At 64.6% G+C, this 14,934-nt stretch carries 12 protein-coding genes and 1 pseudogene; 5 read left to right on the forward strand and 8 right to left on the reverse strand.

The window, feature by feature from the left end:
* Window positions 1–150 precede the first annotated feature (150 nt).
* Window positions 151–1,254: a porin gene (locus tag AAHK20_RS28635; RefSeq protein ID WP_449184871.1), complete on the forward strand. Its 1,104-nt coding sequence runs from the start codon at window positions 151–153 to the stop codon at window positions 1,252–1,254.
* Window positions 1,255–1,389: 135 nt separating this feature from the next.
* Here the strand turns inward: AAHK20_RS28635 and AAHK20_RS28640 are convergent, their stop codons facing one another.
* The gene (locus AAHK20_RS28640; protein ID WP_449184872.1) at window positions 1,390–2,754 is read right to left on the reverse strand and encodes an MFS transporter; all 1,365 of its coding nucleotides are present in this window, start codon (window positions 2,752–2,754) and stop codon (window positions 1,390–1,392) included.
* Window positions 2,755–3,039: 285 nt separating this feature from the next.
* Between AAHK20_RS28640 and AAHK20_RS28645 the strand changes: the two genes are divergently transcribed.
* Both AAHK20_RS28645 and AAHK20_RS28650 read left to right on the forward strand, forming a co-directional pair.
* Window positions 3,040–3,972, forward strand: a complete 933-nt coding sequence (locus tag AAHK20_RS28645; protein WP_449184873.1) for a LysR family transcriptional regulator — start codon at window positions 3,040–3,042, stop codon at window positions 3,970–3,972.
* 131 nt (window positions 3,973–4,103) lie between these two features.
* A complete protein-coding gene (locus tag AAHK20_RS28650) occupies window positions 4,104–7,526 on the forward strand; it encodes a methylmalonyl-CoA mutase family protein (protein WP_449184874.1) in 3,423 nt (1,140 codons plus the stop codon).
* A gap of 130 nt (window positions 7,527–7,656) precedes the next feature.
* Here AAHK20_RS28650 and AAHK20_RS28655 read toward each other — a convergent pair whose 3' ends face one another.
* Window positions 7,657–8,616, reverse strand: coding sequence for an NAD(P)H-dependent flavin oxidoreductase (locus AAHK20_RS28655; RefSeq protein WP_449184875.1), 960 nt, complete (start codon window positions 8,614–8,616; stop codon window positions 7,657–7,659).
* 326 nt (window positions 8,617–8,942) lie between these two features.
* Between AAHK20_RS28655 and AAHK20_RS28660 the strand changes: the two genes are divergently transcribed.
* On the forward strand, window positions 8,943–9,842 hold the full coding sequence (locus AAHK20_RS28660; RefSeq protein ID WP_449184876.1) for an alpha/beta fold hydrolase: 900 nt from the start codon (window positions 8,943–8,945) through the stop codon (window positions 9,840–9,842).
* A 113-nt stretch (window positions 9,843–9,955) separates the two neighbouring features.
* Here AAHK20_RS28660 and AAHK20_RS28665 read toward each other — a convergent pair.
* Window positions 9,956–10,423 (reverse strand): annotated as a pseudogene (locus AAHK20_RS28665) (Lrp/AsnC family transcriptional regulator); the annotation flags it as partial.
* Window positions 10,424–10,540: 117 nt separating this feature from the next.
* Here AAHK20_RS28665 and AAHK20_RS28670 point away from each other — a divergent pair.
* On the forward strand, window positions 10,541–11,440 hold the full coding sequence (locus tag AAHK20_RS28670; RefSeq protein WP_449184877.1) for a DMT family transporter: 900 nt from the start codon (window positions 10,541–10,543) through the stop codon (window positions 11,438–11,440).
* A 276-nt stretch (window positions 11,441–11,716) separates the two neighbouring features.
* Here the strand turns inward: AAHK20_RS28670 and AAHK20_RS28675 are convergent, their stop codons facing one another.
* Genes AAHK20_RS28675 through AAHK20_RS28695 form a run of 5 tightly spaced genes read right to left on the reverse strand, consistent with a single transcriptional unit; the run spans window position 11,717 to window position 14,859 of the window.
* On the reverse strand, window positions 11,717–12,148 hold the full coding sequence (locus AAHK20_RS28675; RefSeq protein ID WP_449184878.1) for a MaoC family dehydratase: 432 nt from the start codon (window positions 12,146–12,148) through the stop codon (window positions 11,717–11,719).
* Complete coding sequence (locus AAHK20_RS28680; protein ID WP_449184879.1) at window positions 12,145–12,390, reverse strand: DUF1289 domain-containing protein; 246 nt, start codon at window positions 12,388–12,390, stop codon at window positions 12,145–12,147. The genes AAHK20_RS28675 and AAHK20_RS28680 overlap by 4 nt, the downstream gene beginning before the upstream one ends.
* Complete coding sequence (locus tag AAHK20_RS28685) at window positions 12,387–12,905, reverse strand: YbaK/EbsC family protein (RefSeq protein WP_449184880.1); 519 nt, start codon at window positions 12,903–12,905, stop codon at window positions 12,387–12,389. The genes AAHK20_RS28680 and AAHK20_RS28685 overlap by 4 nt, the downstream gene beginning before the upstream one ends.
* Before the next feature lie 48 nt (window positions 12,906–12,953).
* Window positions 12,954–13,877, reverse strand: coding sequence for a hydroxymethylglutaryl-CoA lyase (locus AAHK20_RS28690; RefSeq protein ID WP_449184881.1), 924 nt, complete (start codon window positions 13,875–13,877; stop codon window positions 12,954–12,956).
* 40 nt (window positions 13,878–13,917) lie between these two features.
* Window positions 13,918–14,859: a 2-hydroxyacid dehydrogenase gene (locus AAHK20_RS28695; protein ID WP_449184882.1), complete on the reverse strand. Its 942-nt coding sequence runs from the start codon at window positions 14,857–14,859 to the stop codon at window positions 13,918–13,920.
* Window positions 14,860–14,934 lie beyond the last annotated feature (75 nt).

Consider the following 14,934-nt stretch of genomic DNA (forward strand, 5'->3'; position numbering starts at 1 on the left):
ACCCAAGTAAGCGCTAAAGCGCCAACTTAGGTCGACAGCTAAAGCGCTAACTCCGGATCGACAGCTGAACATCGAACGGCCAACTAAACAGTTCGCGCGAACCGCCCCCGCGCCCGTCAACGCTTACTTTTGAAAAAGACAGGAGATCGTATGAAAGCAATCGTCAGCCGTACGCTGAAAACCAGCTTCAAGTGCGCAGCCGTGGCCGGCTTGCTCGCTGCGGGTACCGCGGCGCACGCGCAATCAAGCGTTCAGTTGTACGGCCAGGTCGATACATGGGTCGGGAATCAGAAGTTTCCCGGCCAGCAGAATGCGTGGCAGGTTTCCGGCGGCGGCATGTCGACGTCGTACTGGGGCTTGAAGGGCTCGGAAGACTTGGGCGGCGGCTACAAGGCCATCTTCACCTTGGAAGACTTCTTCCTGCCGCAAAACGGTAACTACGGCCGCTTCACGGGCGATACGTTCTTCTCGCGCAACGCCTATGTCGGCATCGAGTCGCCTTACGGTACCGTGACCGCGGGCCGTCTGACGACGCAGCTCTTCATCTCGACGATTCTCTTCAACCCGTTCAGCGATTCGTACGAGTTCTCGCCGATGGTGTGGCACACCTTCCTCGGCAACACGGCGATTCCGACCGGCGCGACCTATACGACGGACACCGGCGTGGTCGGCGATTCGGGCTGGAACAATGCGGTGCAGTACGCGACGCCTGACTTCAACGGTCTGTCGGGCAGCGTGATGTACGGGCTCGGCAATAGCGCCGGCAATAACGGCGCTAAGAAGTGGAGCGCTCAGTTCCTGTATTTCCACGGCCCGTTCGCCGCGACCGGCGTGTTCCAGTACGTGAATTTCAACAACACGCCGGGCGATTTGGCGACAGTCAGCCCGTTCGGCACGGCAGTCGCGTTCAAGAGCCAAAGTGTTGGCCAGTTTGGCGCATCCTATGACCTGAAATTCGTGAAGTTCTACGCGCAGTACATGTACACGAAGAACGACGAACTCGTGAGCGGCAGCTGGCACGTCAACACGGGGCAGGGCGGTGTCACGGTGCCGGTGGGCCCGGGCACGGTGATGGCGTCGTTTGCTTACTCGCGCGATGGGGGCGGCTTCGACCAGACCCGCAAGACTTGGGCGCTCGGCTACGACTACCCGCTGTCCAAGCGCACCGATGTCTACGCGGCCTATATGAACGACCGCTTGAGCGGCCTGTCGGACGGCAACACCTTCGGTGCGGGCATTCGCGCGAAGTTCTAAGCGCGGGCAGTGTGCTTGGCCGAAAGGCCGAGCTTGTGCCGTTCGGTCCGGATTACGGAACGGCCCAGCACGGTGGCCTAGGTTGGACGACGGCCCGGTCGCATTGGCGACCGGGCCGTTTTCAATTGATGCGCTTCAATTGACGAGCGCCTGTGCGGAAAGCTGAACTCGCTTGATGTCTTTCACGATCACGAGATAGCTGAACACCGCAAGCAGTGCGTGAGCCGCGACGAAGATCAGCGCGCCCTCGAACGAGCCGCTCGCGCTCACGATGTAGCCGATCGCGATCGGCGTGACGATGCCGGCCGTGTTGCCGAACGTGTTGAAAATGGCGCCCGACAATCCGATCGCCTGCTTTGGCGCCGTATCGGCGACGACTGCCCAGCCGAGCGCGCCGATGCCCTTGCCGAAGAAAGCGAGCGCCATCAGAGCGACGACGATCCAGTCGGCGCTCACATAGTTGCATCCGACGATGCAGACCGACAGCAGCATGCCGCCGACGATCGGCACCTTGCGCGCGACGGTGAGCGAGCAGCCTTGCTTGATCAGCCAATCGGACAAGACGCCGCCGAGGACGCCGCCCGTGAACCCGCAGATCGCCGGGATCGAGGCGACGAATCCCGCTTGCAGGATCGACATGTGGCGGGCCTGGACGAGATAGAGCGGAAACCAGGTCAAGAAGAAATACGTGAGCACGGTGATGCAGTATTGGCCCAGATACACGCCGAGCAGCATGCGATTGGCGAGCAACTCCTTGAAGATCTGCCAGCTCGCCGTGCTTGTTCCGTTGCTGGCGGCGGAAGGCACGGCTTTCCTTGGCGCGCCCACGACGCCGCCTCCCTCTTCGATGAGATCGAGCTCCGCCTGGCTGATACGCGGATGGTCGGCGGGGCTGTGCATGAATTTCAGCCACACCAACGCCAGCGCGACACCGGCCGCGCCCATCACCAGATAGACGTGCTGCCAGCCGAACGCGTGGGTGATCCACGCCATCAGCGGCGTGAAGAGGACAGCGGCGAAATACTGTGCCGAGTTGAAAACCGCCGACGCGGTGCCGCGCTCAGCCGTCGGGAACCAGGTCGCGACGAGCTTGCCGTTCGCGGGAAACGCCGGCGCCTCGGCGATGCCCACCGCGAAGCGCAGGACGAACAGCGCGGCCACTGTGGCCGCCGCGCTGCCCGCGATCCCGATCGCGCTCTGCAGCAGCGTGAAGAGTGACCAGAAGAAGATGCTGGCCGCGTAGACGCGGCGCGCGCCGAAGCGGTCGAGCAGCCAGCCGCTCGGCAGCTGCGCGAGCACATAAGCCCAGCCGAACGCCGAGAAGATGTAGCCCATCTGCACCGCGTCCACGCCGAATTCCTTGCGGATGACCGCGCCGGTGATCGAGAGCGTCGCGCGGTCCGCGTAGTTGAGCGTCGTGACGACGAAGAGCATCAGGAGCACGCCATACCGGACGTGGGTTCGGGTGGCGATGCGGGCGGCGGTGCGGCTCATATCCATCGTGGTTCCTGATCTCGCGCGGGCTGGCGCGTGTTGGGACGTCGTTGCGGATCGAATCGGATGCGTGTTGTAAGACAACATTGCCTTTATAGCGCAGTGTTGTCAGTCAATGGGAGTGCATTTCTTAGGTATTTTCCCGATACCTGTGCCGGAAGGACGCCCGGACTCGGAGTCGATGCCCGTGGCAGCGCTTTGGCTCGTCAGTCGCGCCGTTCTTCTTTGCCTACGCGACTTTGATAAAGTGCGGCCAACCCGGTCGATTCATTCTTATTGCGAGCGATTGCCATGGATACCCTCGTCAGCATGAAAGTGTTCCGCTATGTCGTCGAGGTGGGCAGCTTTGTCGGCGCGGCCGAACGCATGGAGATGTCCGCGGCGATGGCGAGCAAGCACGTGATGCATCTCGAGCAGCAGCTTGGCGCGCGGCTTCTGAACCGGACCACGCGCCGCGTCGCGCCGACCGAGGCCGGCCGCGAGTACTACGAGCGGCTCGCGCAGGTGCTCGCGGAACTCGACGAGGCCGAGCAGGCGGTCAGCGCCGCGAGCATCGTGCCGCAGGGGCGGCTGCGGGTGTCGTCGCTATCGGCGTTCGGCTTGCGCTACGTGATGGCCGCGGTCTCCGACTATGCCGCGAAGCATCCGCAGGTGACGACCGAAGTCGAGCTGTCCGATCGCGTCGTCGAGTTGATCGAGGAGGGGTTCGACGTGGCGATCCGCGCGTCGCCGTTCGGGCTGAAGTCGTCGTCGCTGATCGCGCGGCAGCTCGCGACCGCGCACATCGTGCTGTGCGCGTCGCCGGAGTATCTGAGCCGCCACGGCACGCCGCGCACCATCGACGACCTCGCGAAGCACAACTTCATTCAGTACCGGAACATGCCCGCCGTCGACTGGCTGCCGAGCGGGCCCGATGGGGCGCGCGTGCCGATCGCGGGCAATCTCGTCGTCGCGCATCTCGAGGCGCAGCGCGTCGTCGTGCTGTCGGGCGTGGGCATTGCGCGGCTCGGCACCGAAGTGATCGGCGACGATATTGCGCAAGGGCGCATCGTGCCGATCCTCGTCGACGCGGTGCCGCCGCGCGAGCTGCCGATCCATGCCGTCTATGCGAGCCGGCGTCATGTGTCGGCGAAAGTGCGCTCGTTCGTCGACTTCATGGCGGCGCGGTTTGCAGGCAAGCCGCTGTGGCCGTCGCTCGAGGAGATTCGCGCGGCGGCGCGCTGAGACTTCGCTTTCGGCCCGCCGAATTGCCGCGCGTCAGCGGCGCGCGCTTTGCTTTGTCTTGACGCGAACGTCAACCTCCCCGGACGTTTGCCTATACTGCAAAAAACACCCGCTCGATCCCCGGGGGAGACATGACCGATCTTTCGATGCCGCAGCGCACGAGCGGCCACAAGCCGCCGTCCACGCCGCGTCTGCGTTTCGTGACCGCCGCCGCACTGTTCGACGGCCACGACGCGTCGATCAACATCATGCGCCGCATTCTTCAGGCGAGCGGCGTCGAGGTGATCCACCTCGGCCACAACCGCTCGGTCGCCGATGTCGCGAACGCCGCGCTCGAAGAGGACGCCGACGGCGTCGCCGTGTCGAGCTACCAGGGCGGGCACGTCGAGTATTTCGAGTACCTCGTCGACATGCTTCGCGAGCGCGGCGGCGAGCGCATCAAGGTGTTTGGCGGCGGCGGCGGCGTGATCGTCGCCGATGAGATCCACGAGCTGCAGCGCTACGGCGTCGAGCGCATCTATTCGCCGCAGGACGGCCAGCGGCTCGGGCTGCAAGGGATGATCGACGACATGATCGCGCGCGCGTCGAAGTCGCCGCGCGCGACAGTCGACGCGATCAACGCCGATGCACTGGCGGCGCAGCTTGGGCAAGGCAGTGCCGGCCGTTTCCGCCAGCTCGCCCAGCTCATCACCGCACTCGAAAGCGGACAGGCCGACGCCGCCACGCGCACGGCGCTCGCGGAACGCGCAGCGGCCGCGCAGGTGCCGGTGCTCGGCGTGACGGGGACGGGCGGCGCGGGCAAGTCGTCGCTGACCGACGAGCTCGTGCGGCGCTTCCGCCTCGACTACGACGACGCGCTGACGATCGCCGTGCTCGCGATCGACCCGTCACGCCGCAAGTCCGGCGGCGCGCTGCTCGGCGACCGCATTCGCATGAACGCGATCGGCGACTGGGGGCGCGGGCCGCGCGTCTTCATGCGCTCGTTCGCGACGCGCGGCGCGTCGATGGAGATCGCGGAGGCGCTGCCCGACGCGATCATCGCGTGCAACGCGGCGGGCGTGGACTTGATCGTCGTCGAGACCTCGGGCATCGGGCAGGGCGATGCGGGCATCGTGCCCTACGCCGACAAGTCGCTTTACGTGATGACGCCCGAGTTCGGCGCCGCGAGCCAGCTCGAAAAAATCGACATGCTCGACTTCGCCGATTTCGTCGCGATCAACAAGTTCGACCGCAAGGGCGCCGCTGATGCGCTGCGCGACGTCGCCAAGCAAGTCCAGCGCAATCGCGAAGCGTGGAACACGCCGCCCGACGCGATGCCGGTATTTGGCACGATCGCGTCGCACTTCAACGACGACGGCGTGACCGCGCTGTATCAGCAGGTTGCGGCGTCGCTCGCCGCGTGCGGCTTGCGCGAGGGCGGCGGACGGCTGCCGAAGACGAGCGTGCGTTATTCGAGCGAGCGTCATGCGATCGTGCCGCCGTCGCGTGTGCGCTATCTGTCGGAGGTGGCTGAGACGGCGCGCGCTTATCGGACGCGGGTCGAAGCGCAGGCGCGCGTCGCTCGCGAGCGCTGGCAATTGAGCGAAGCGCGGCGGATGGTGATCGAAGAAGCACAGGCATCAAACGCTGCTACTGGACCGAAGGCTGCCGAAGCCTCGGACGCGGTTGCGGCATCCGTCGCGACGGACGCAATCGATGCGCCGGAGAACGCACGCTCCACGAGTCAGAAAGCCATCGCTTCCCTAGACCTCTTGATCGCCGCGCGCGATTCCCGGCTCGGCGAACGCGAAAAGGCGCTGCTCGCGGCATGGCCGAAGACGGTCGCCGCCTATTCCGGCGACGAACACGTCGTCAAGGTCCGCGACCGCGAGATCCGCACCACGCTTTCGATCACGACGCTCTCGGGCACGTCGATCCGCAAGGTATCGCTGCCGAAGTTCGCCGACCCGGGCGAGCTGCTGCGCTGGCTCTCGCTCGAAAACCTCCCCGGCCATTTCCCGTTCACGTCGGGCGTGTTTCCGTTCAAGCGCGAAAACGAAGACCCGACGCGGATGTTCGCGGGCGAGGGCGACCCGCTGCGCACCAACCGGCGCTTCAAGCTGCTGTCCGAGGGGATGCCCGCGAAGCGCCTTTCCACCGCGTTCGATTCGGTGACGCTCTATGGCGAGGAGCCGCACGAACGGCCCGACATCTACGGCAAGGTCGGCAATTCGGGCGTATCGGTGGCGACGCTCGACGATCTGAAGACGCTCTATGACGGCTTCGATTTGTGCGCGCCGCAGACGTCGGTGTCGATGACGATCAACGGCCCCGCGCCGACGATCCTCGCCATGTTCTTCAACGCCGCGATCGATCAACAGATCGAGCGTCTCGAGACGCGCTGCGCCGCCGAAGGTCGCAAACCCAAGCCGGACGAAGTCGCCGCGGCACGTGCTCACGCGCTGCAAAACGTGCGCGGCACCGTGCAGGCCGACATCCTGAAGGAAGACCAGGGGCAAAACACCTGCATCTTCTCGACGGAGTTCAGCCTGAAGGTGATGGGCGACATCCAGGCGTACTTCGTCGAGCACGGCGTGCGCAATTTTTACTCAGTGTCGATCTCCGGCTATCACATCGCCGAGGCCGGCGCGAACCCGATCTCGCAGCTCGCGTACACGCTCGCGAACGGCTTCACGTACGTGGAGGCGTATCTCGCACGCGGCATGTCCATCGACGATTTCGCGCCGAACCTCTCGTTCTTCTTCTCGAACGGCATGGAGCCCGAATACACGGTGCTCGGGCGTGTGGCGCGCCGCATCTGGGCGGTGGCGATGCGCGACAAGTACGGTGCGAACGAGCGCAGCCAGAAGCTCAAGTACCACGTGCAGACGTCGGGCCGCAGCTTGCACGCGCAGGAAATCGACTTCAACGACATCCGCACGACGCTGCAGGCGCTGATCGCCATCTATGACAACTGCAATTCGCTGCACACCAACGCATTCGACGAAGCGATCACGACGCCGACCGAAGACTCGGTGCGCCGCGCGATGGCGATCCAGTTGATCATCAACCGCGAATGGGGGCTCGCGAAGAATCAGAACCCGAATCAGGGCAGCTTCATCGTCGAGGAGCTGACGGATCTCGTCGAAGCGGCGGTGCTCGCCGAATTCGACCGGCTGACCGAGCGCGGCGGCGTGCTTGGTGCGATGGAGACGGGCTATCAGCGCGGGCGCATCCAGGACGAATCGATGCTGTACGAGCATCGCAAGCACGACGGCTCGTATCCAATCGTCGGCGTGAACACGTTTTTGTCGGCGCATCCGCATGAAGCGCCGCCGCCGATCCCGTTGCAGCGCTCGACGCAGGAGGAAAAACAGAGCCAGCTAACGCGCTTGCGTGCGTTCCAGGCGCGGCATCAAGGCGAGTCGGCGCACATGCTGCAACGCCTGCAGCACGCCGTGATCGACGACGAGAACGTGTTTGCGGTGCTGATGGATGCGGTGCGGGTCTGCTCGCTCGGGCAGATCACGCATGCGCTGTTCGAGGTGGGCGGGCAGTACCGGCGGAATATGTGAGGGGAGCGGCCGCCGCGATGGGCGGCCGGCGGGTCAAGTTCTCCTACCGTAGCGAAGGCGGCAGGCGCTCGCATTGTCCCTGCCGGTTCTGCTTCGTATTGCACTAAACAACGGCGCTCGACAACGTCGCTCAACGCCGAATCGAGAGCCGCTCCTTCGCGTCCTCATACTCGCGCTTCAACCGCGCAACGAGCTCATCCACCGACGGCACGTCGTTCATCAACCCGACGCCTTGCCCCGCGCCCCAGATGTCTTTCCACGCTTTCGCCTTGTCGCTCGCGAAGTTCATCGCGGACTTGTCGGACTCGGGCAGCGCGTCCGGGTCGAGGCCCGCGCTCACGATGCTCTCGCGGATGTAGTTGCCGTGCACGCCCGTAAAAAGGTTCGTGTAGATGATGTCGGCAGCGTTCGAGTTGATGATCGCCTGCTTGTAGCCTTCGACCGCGTGCGCCTCTTTCGTCGCGATGAAGCGCGTGCCCATGTAGGCGAGATCGGCGCCCATGGCTTGCGCGGCGAGGATCGAGCCGCCGTTGGCGATCGCGCCCGACAGCACGATCGGGCCGTCGAAGATGCGCCGCACTTCACCGACGAGCGCGAACGGCGAGGTCGTGCCCGCGTGCCCGCCTGCGCCCGCGGCGACGAGGATCAGGCCGTCGACGCCCGCTTCGAGCGCCTTGTTTGCATGGCGCAGGTTAATGACGTCGTGCAGGATGATGCCGCCGTAGCTGTGCACGGCGTCGACGATTTCCTTTGCCGGCGCGCGCAGGCTCGTGATGAAGATCGGCACCTTGTGCTCGACGCACACGCGCACGTCGTGTTCGAGCCGCGCATTCGACTGATGAACGATCTGGTTCACCGCAATCGGGCCGATGGCGGCGCCCGGGTTCGCCGCCTTGTGCGCGGCGAGCTGTTCCTGAATCTGCGTGAGCCATTCGTCGAGCAATTCGGCCGGGCGGGCGTTCAACGCCGGGAACGAGCCGACGATCCCCGCCTTGCACTGCGCAAGCACGAGTTCCGGATAGCTGACGATGAACATCGGCGAAGCGACGACGGGCAGCGCGAGATTTTGCAGGGCGGCGGGCAAGGCCATGACGCAGTCTCCTTTAGGGCGCCGGCACGCTCGGGAATGCGCGCGGCGATATGAGTGTAGCGATGCGGGGCTCGCGACGCTGTCGGCCGGACGACATAGGAAGAAAACCATCGACAGCATTTAGAAAGCTATCGGCCCATGCTCGCCGTTGCGTCGCAAACAAAATGAACGGTCGTTCGATTATAGGGGAATTTTGACAGCGAGCAGCACGGTTTCAACTTGGAGTGAGTGCTCTGCTTCTACGGTTTCGTGCCCCATCGCACGGCCTGGCGTCACGAGCCGCTCATAGAATGTGAAGGGCCTACTACGACAATCGAGGGGACGTTATGGCCTTTCCGGATTTCTCGCCGTTTCATGTCAACGTTGCGGGTGTCGATATCTACGGGGTCAAAGGCGGATCGGGACCGCCGCTCTTGTTGCTGCACGGTCATCCGCAAACGCACATGATCTGGCATCGCTGCGCGCCGCAGCTCGCGCAGCATTTCACGGTGATCGCCACCGACTTGCGCGGCTACGGCGCGTCGGCCAAGCCCGCTAGCGACGCGGCGCATGTTCCCTATTCGAAGCGCGCGATGGCGGCGGACCAAGTCGCCGTGATGCGCCATTTCGGCTTCGACCAGTTTCTCGTCTGTGCGCACGATCGCGGCGCGCGCGTCGCGCACCGGATGGCGCTCGATTTCCCGGATGCCGTCGAACGCCTGATGCTGCTCGATATCGCGCCGACGCTCGCGATGTACGAGGGCACCGATCGCACGTTCGCGACCAAGTACTTCCACTGGTTCTTCCTGATCCAGCCCGAGCCCTTGCCCGAAAAACTGATCGGCGCGGACCCGGACATTTACGTCGATCGCGTGATGGGCAGCCGCCATGCGGGTTTGGCGCCGTTCGCGCCCGACGCGCTCGCGGCCTATCGCGACGCGCTGCGCCAGCCGGGCGCGGTGCATGCGATGTGCGAGGACTACCGCGCGTCGGCGACGATCGATCTCGTGCACGACCGCGCGGACGAGGAGTGCGGGCACAAGGTCAGTTGCCCGCTGCGTGTGCTGTGGGGCGAGGAGGGCGTAATCGAGCTCTGCTTCGATCCGCTCGCCGAGTGGCGGCACGTGGCGCGCGATGTCAGCGGCCGGGCGCTGCCGTGCGGGCACTACATCCCCGAAGAAGCGCCCGACGAGCTCGTCGCGGAGATGCTGTCGTTCTTCGAGGCGAACGAGCCGGCTGAAAGCTAGCGTTTGCTGCGCCCGCGCACGGACGGCGCGGGCGACGGCGTGGCTGGGGACGCCAATGAAGGCGCCGGTGCTCCTGTCTCCGCAAGCCCCGCCGGAACCGCTTGCGGTGGCTGCAGCGGCGGCAGGCGGCGCGGCACCGGCGTCGACTTGATGATCGCCGTGCTCGTTTCGGCGCGCTCGGTCACCTTCGACAGAATCTCGTCGAGCTGCTCGATCGAGCGCAGCACCAGACGGCAGACGAAGCAGTCGTCGCCGGTCACCTTGTCGCATTCGACGAACTCGGGGATGCGGCGGATCACTTCTTCGACCAGGTGCAACTGCCCCGGCAGCGGCTTCACGCGCACGATCGCTTGCAGCGTGTAGCCGAGCGCACGCGGGTCGATTTGGACGGTGAAGCGCTCGATGATGCCAAGCGTTTCGAGCCGCCGCAGCCGCTCGGCCGTGCTAGGCGCCGACAGCCCGACCTGCCGGGCCAGCTCGCTCACCGCGATGCGCGAATCTTCGGCGAGCGCCGACAGCAGTTCGCGATCGGTTTCGTCGAGGGAGGCGGGCGCCGTCGAGGTGTAAAGGCGTTTTGGCATTTTCACCTTCGATAATTAGCTGAGGTCGTGTAATCACCTTAGTTTAGCCATGTATTGCGGCGATTCAAATGTCTACACTCGGGACTATCGAGTTTGAACCGGGAAAGAAAAATCGCCATGGCTACCCAGGAAATCCGGCGCGGCGCCGCCGAAATGACCGCCGCCATGCTGATGTCGGGCACGATCGGCTGGCTCGTCGTCTCGTCGCAGCAATCGTCCATCAATGTGGTGTTCTTTCGCTGCGTGTTCGGCGCGGCGACGCTCTTCGCCATCTGCCTCGCGCTCGGGCTGATACGGCGTGAATGGTTTTCGTGGCGGATGCTCGGGCTCGTCGCGCTCGCGGGCGCGGCGATCGTCGGCAATTGGCTACTGCTGTTCGCGGCGTATTCGCGCGCGTCGATTTCGATGGCGACCGCCGTCTACAACACGCAGCCGTTCATGCTCGTCGCACTTGGCGCGATCGTGTTTCGCGAGCGCGTGACGGCATCGACGATCGCGTGGCTCGTCGTGGCGTTCGTCGGTCTCGTGTTCGTCGTGCGTGTGGAGCCGGCAGTGCTGGCGGTACCGGGCGAGTATCTCGAAGGCGTGGCGCTCGCGCTCGGCGCGGCCTTCCTCTATGCAATCTCGTCGATCGTCACCAAGCGCTTGAAGGGTACGCCCCCGCATCTGATCGCGCTGATCCAGGTCGTGCTCGGCGCACTGATGCTCGCGCCGCTCGTGCACTTCGACGCGCTGCCGACGACACCCGCGCACTGGCTCCAGCTCGGGACGCTCGGCGTCGTCCACACCGGCGTCATGTATGTGCTGCTGTACGGCGCCATTCAAAAGCTGCCGACGGCAATGACGGGCGCGCTGTCGTTCATCTATCCGATCGTCGCGATCATCGTCGACCGTGTGGCGTTCGGGCAATCGCTCGCGTGGATTCAAGTCGCGGGCGCCGTGTTGATTCTGCTTGCGGCGGCGGGCGTAAATCTTGGCTGGCGCATCGTGCCGCAGCGGCGGCTGTCGTCAACCTGAGGTCAACCTGAGTCGACGTAAGTTGCTTCAGAATTTGCTTCGGATGTCGAAATAAAGTTGGCGAAGCATTACGCTAACTTACGTTAAGACAGAGCGTTTCGTCGCAAAGCATCGACAAAAGACGCCAATAGACAAAATGTCAGCAGTCTGTAGGGAAATTACCGATGCGATTCGAGTGAGCCGCCCGTATCATTGAAACCGACGCTGATCACGTTAAAAAAAATTCCGCCGCACGCCACCCAAGGCGCGCGGCTTTCTTTTTTGTCGGCCGGAATGTCAGTTCGCCATCGCAAGAATGGTCGCGCGGCCCGTTAGCGCGATTTCCCCGCGCTGATTGATCACGGTGCCTTCGAGCGTCACGAGATCGCCGTTCAGACTCGGCTTCCAATAGGCGTCGGTGACACGCCACGAGAACGTCAGCGTATCGCCCGCCAGCACCGCTTTCTTCAGCTTGATATCGAATTCGAGGCCGAGCCCTTGCGCGTAGCTCGAAAAGTGCGTCGCGACGAGGGCCATGAAATGCGCAGTCGGCTGCGTGCCCGACGCGATGATGCCGCCGAACCGGCTTCGCGCGGCGAATGCGTCGTCGTGATGCAGCGGGTTCAAATCGTTGACGAGCGTCGCGAACGATTTGATCGATTCGACCGGTAGCGTGAGCGTGCTGCTGCACGTTTCGCCGATCTGCACGACGCGTGCCGGCTCGTTCATGGCGCGGCCGCCTTGCGCTGTTCCATCAGCGACGCATGCCGCAGATCGAGTTCCGCCCAGATGGCGCGCTTGCCGTCGTCGTCGAGCTTCGACCACGCGCGGATCTCGTCGATCGTGCGCAGGCACCCGTCGCACCATTGCGTGTCGGCGTTCATCTTGCACACGTTGATGCACGGCGACGGCACGGCGGGCGTCGGCGGCGCGTCCTGAGCTTCGGGTTGGGTCGCTTCGGAGGTCGTCATGCGTCGCGCAGCGCCACGTCGGCCACGGGCGCGCCCGTCAAAGCGACGAGTTCCTGCGGCGAGAGATTGAACACCGCATGCGGATGGCCGGCCGCGGCCCACAGGCTGTCGAGTTCGAGCAAGTCGGCGTCGATCAGCGTGACGGGCGGCGTGGCGTGCCCGATCGGGCAGACGCCGCCGATCGCATAGCCGGTCTTCTCGCGCACGAACTTCGCGTCCGCGCGCGCGATGTCGCCGACTTGCTGCGCGACTTTCTTTTCGTCGACGCGATTCGCGCCGCTCGCCACGACCAGCACCGGCGCATCGTCTTCGCGGCGCCGGAACAGGATCGACTTCGCGATCTGCGCGACCGAGCAGCCAAGGCCCGCGGCCGCTTCGGCGGAGGTCTTGCCGGTTTCCGGCAGCATCACGACGGATTTGGTGTGCCCGCGCTCGCGCAGCAGTTGCGCGACGCGGCGGGCGCTATCGGGGAGCGTCTGGTCGCTGCTCGGTTCGGTAAAGGCTTCGTCCGACATAGAGAAAATTGTTATCGCAGAGTGAATGTGACGGAGTGCATCGAGTGCTTATGAGCATGCGGCCTGGCTGCGCGCTTTCGCGAGCAATGCCTTGCCGGCGCGCGATACGTTCGCGCGGCCAATCGACGTCGAGATGAAATCGCCGATCGCGACGACTTGATCGAGATCGATGCCGGTTTCGATGCCGAGGCCGTTCATCAGGTACAGCACGTCCTCGGTCGCGACGTTGCCGGTCGCGCCCTTCGCATACGGACAGCCGCCCAGCCCCGCCACCGATGCGTGATAAATCTCGATGCCTTCGAAGAGCGCCGCGTAGATATTCGCGAGCGCTTGCCCGTAGGTGTCGTGGAAGTGGCCGGAGAGCCGTTCGCGCGGGAACGATTGCGTCACGGCGCTGAACACCTCGCGCGTGCGCTTCGGCGTGCCGACGCCGATCGTATCGGCGATATCGATCTCGTCGCAACCGAGCGCGGCAAAGCGCTCGACGACGTCCACCACCGACGCCACCGGCACCTCGCCCTGATACGGGCAGCCAAGCGCGCACGACACGCTGCCGCGCACGCGCAAGCCGTGCTCCTTCGCCGCCGCGACGACCGGCTCGAAGCGCGCGATGCTTTCCGCGATGCTGCAGTTGATGTTCTTCTGCGAGAACGCTTCGCTCGCTGCGCCGAAGATCACGATCTCATCGGCACGCGCGGCGAGCGCGCCTTCGAAGCCTTTCAGGTTGGGCGTCAGCACCGAGTAGATCGTGCCTGCGCGGCGTTCGATGCCGCTCATCACTTCGGCGCCATCGGCCATCTGCGGTACCCACTTCGGCGACACGAACGACGCCGACTCGACGTTCTTGAAGCCCGCTGCGGCAAGCCGGTTGACGAGCTCGATCTTGACGTCGGTCGCCACGAATTCTTTTTCGTTCTGCAGCCCGTCGCGGGGGCCGACTTCGACGATCTTCACTGCGCTGGGGATGGACATGGTTGTCTCCTTCTCCTAGGTGTTGTGTGTCTGTGCGCGCTCAGTACCCGCGCGCCAAATCGACGATGCCGCTGATCGCTTCGCCACGTTCGAGCGCCTCGATCTTAAGCGCCACCTGCTGCACGCTTTCTTCGCGCAGCGTTTCAGCGGAGATGTGCGGCGTGATCGTGATGCGCGGCTCGTTCCAGAACGGATGGTCGGCGCCAAGCGGTTCCTTGCGGAACACGTCGAGCGTCGCTGCTGCGATTTGACCGTCTTTCAATGCTTCGAGCAGGTCTTCTTCGACCAAATGAGCGCCGCGCGCGACGTTCACGAGGTACGCACCACGCGCAAGCTTAGCGAACGTGTTGCGGTTCAGCACGCCGTGCGTATCGGTAGTGCTTGGCAGCAGATTCACGAGCACCTTCACGCCGTCGAGAAACGCGTCGAGCTGCTCCGCGCCCGCATAGGCGGTCACACCGTCGATGCGTTTGGCGCTGCGGCTGTAGCCGCGCACCGGCAGACCGAACGACGCGAGCGTCTGCGCGACGTGCGTACCGAGCACGCCGAGACCTAGCACGCCGATGGTGAAGGTGCGGCGCGCGTGCGGTTCGAGCACGTGCCAGCGGCGCTCGGCCTGCTGGCGCGCGTACTCGTCGAAGCGGCGCATGTAGCGCAGCACGGCGTGCGTGACGTATTCGGCCATTTGCGCGGCCATGCCGGTGTCTTCGAGCCGCACGAGCGCCGCTTCGCGCGGCAGCGTGCCCGGATGCGCGTGTTCGAGCGCGAGGATCGCATCGACGCCCGCGCCGAGATTGAACACCGCGCGCAAGCCCGGACGGTGAGCAAACAATTCACGGGGCGGACGCCAGACGATCGCGTAGTCGGCGGGAGCCGTGTCGCCCGGCTTCCATGCGCGCAAGTCGGCGCGTGGCAGCGCCTGGGCCAAATCGTTGAGCCACGCGGACGTGTCGTCATGCGACGAGTAGAACAGAATCTTCATATCGTTCGAATATGAGCCGGCCCTTACTTCGCGAAGACGCGGCCGATTTAAGAATAGGCTTCATTCTACTTTTTC

Source organism: Trinickia camelliae, assembly GCF_053525655.1.

Excerpts from the sequence above, each read along its gene's own strand:
- AAHK20_RS28635 (WP_449184871.1), top strand. The coding sequence starts at position 151 with ATGAAAGCAATCGTCAGCCGTACGCTGAAAACCAGCTTCAAGTGCGCA.
- AAHK20_RS28640 (WP_449184872.1), bottom strand. The coding sequence starts at position 2,754 with ATGGATATGAGCCGCACCGCCGCCCGCATCGCCACCCGAACCCACGTC.
- AAHK20_RS28645 (WP_449184873.1), top strand. The coding sequence starts at position 3,040 with ATGGATACCCTCGTCAGCATGAAAGTGTTCCGCTATGTCGTCGAGGTG.
- AAHK20_RS28650 (WP_449184874.1), top strand. The coding sequence starts at position 4,104 with ATGACCGATCTTTCGATGCCGCAGCGCACGAGCGGCCACAAGCCGCCG.
- AAHK20_RS28655 (WP_449184875.1), bottom strand. The coding sequence starts at position 8,616 with ATGGCCTTGCCCGCCGCCCTGCAAAATCTCGCGCTGCCCGTCGTCGCT.
- AAHK20_RS28660 (WP_449184876.1), top strand. The coding sequence starts at position 8,943 with ATGGCCTTTCCGGATTTCTCGCCGTTTCATGTCAACGTTGCGGGTGTC.
- AAHK20_RS28670 (WP_449184877.1), top strand. The coding sequence starts at position 10,541 with ATGGCTACCCAGGAAATCCGGCGCGGCGCCGCCGAAATGACCGCCGCC.
- AAHK20_RS28675 (WP_449184878.1), bottom strand. The coding sequence starts at position 12,148 with ATGAACGAGCCGGCACGCGTCGTGCAGATCGGCGAAACGTGCAGCAGC.
- AAHK20_RS28680 (WP_449184879.1), bottom strand. The coding sequence starts at position 12,390 with ATGACGACCTCCGAAGCGACCCAACCCGAAGCTCAGGACGCGCCGCCG.
- AAHK20_RS28685 (WP_449184880.1), bottom strand. The coding sequence starts at position 12,905 with ATGTCGGACGAAGCCTTTACCGAACCGAGCAGCGACCAGACGCTCCCC.
- AAHK20_RS28690 (WP_449184881.1), bottom strand. The coding sequence starts at position 13,877 with ATGTCCATCCCCAGCGCAGTGAAGATCGTCGAAGTCGGCCCCCGCGAC.
- AAHK20_RS28695 (WP_449184882.1), bottom strand. The coding sequence starts at position 14,859 with ATGAAGATTCTGTTCTACTCGTCGCATGACGACACGTCCGCGTGGCTC.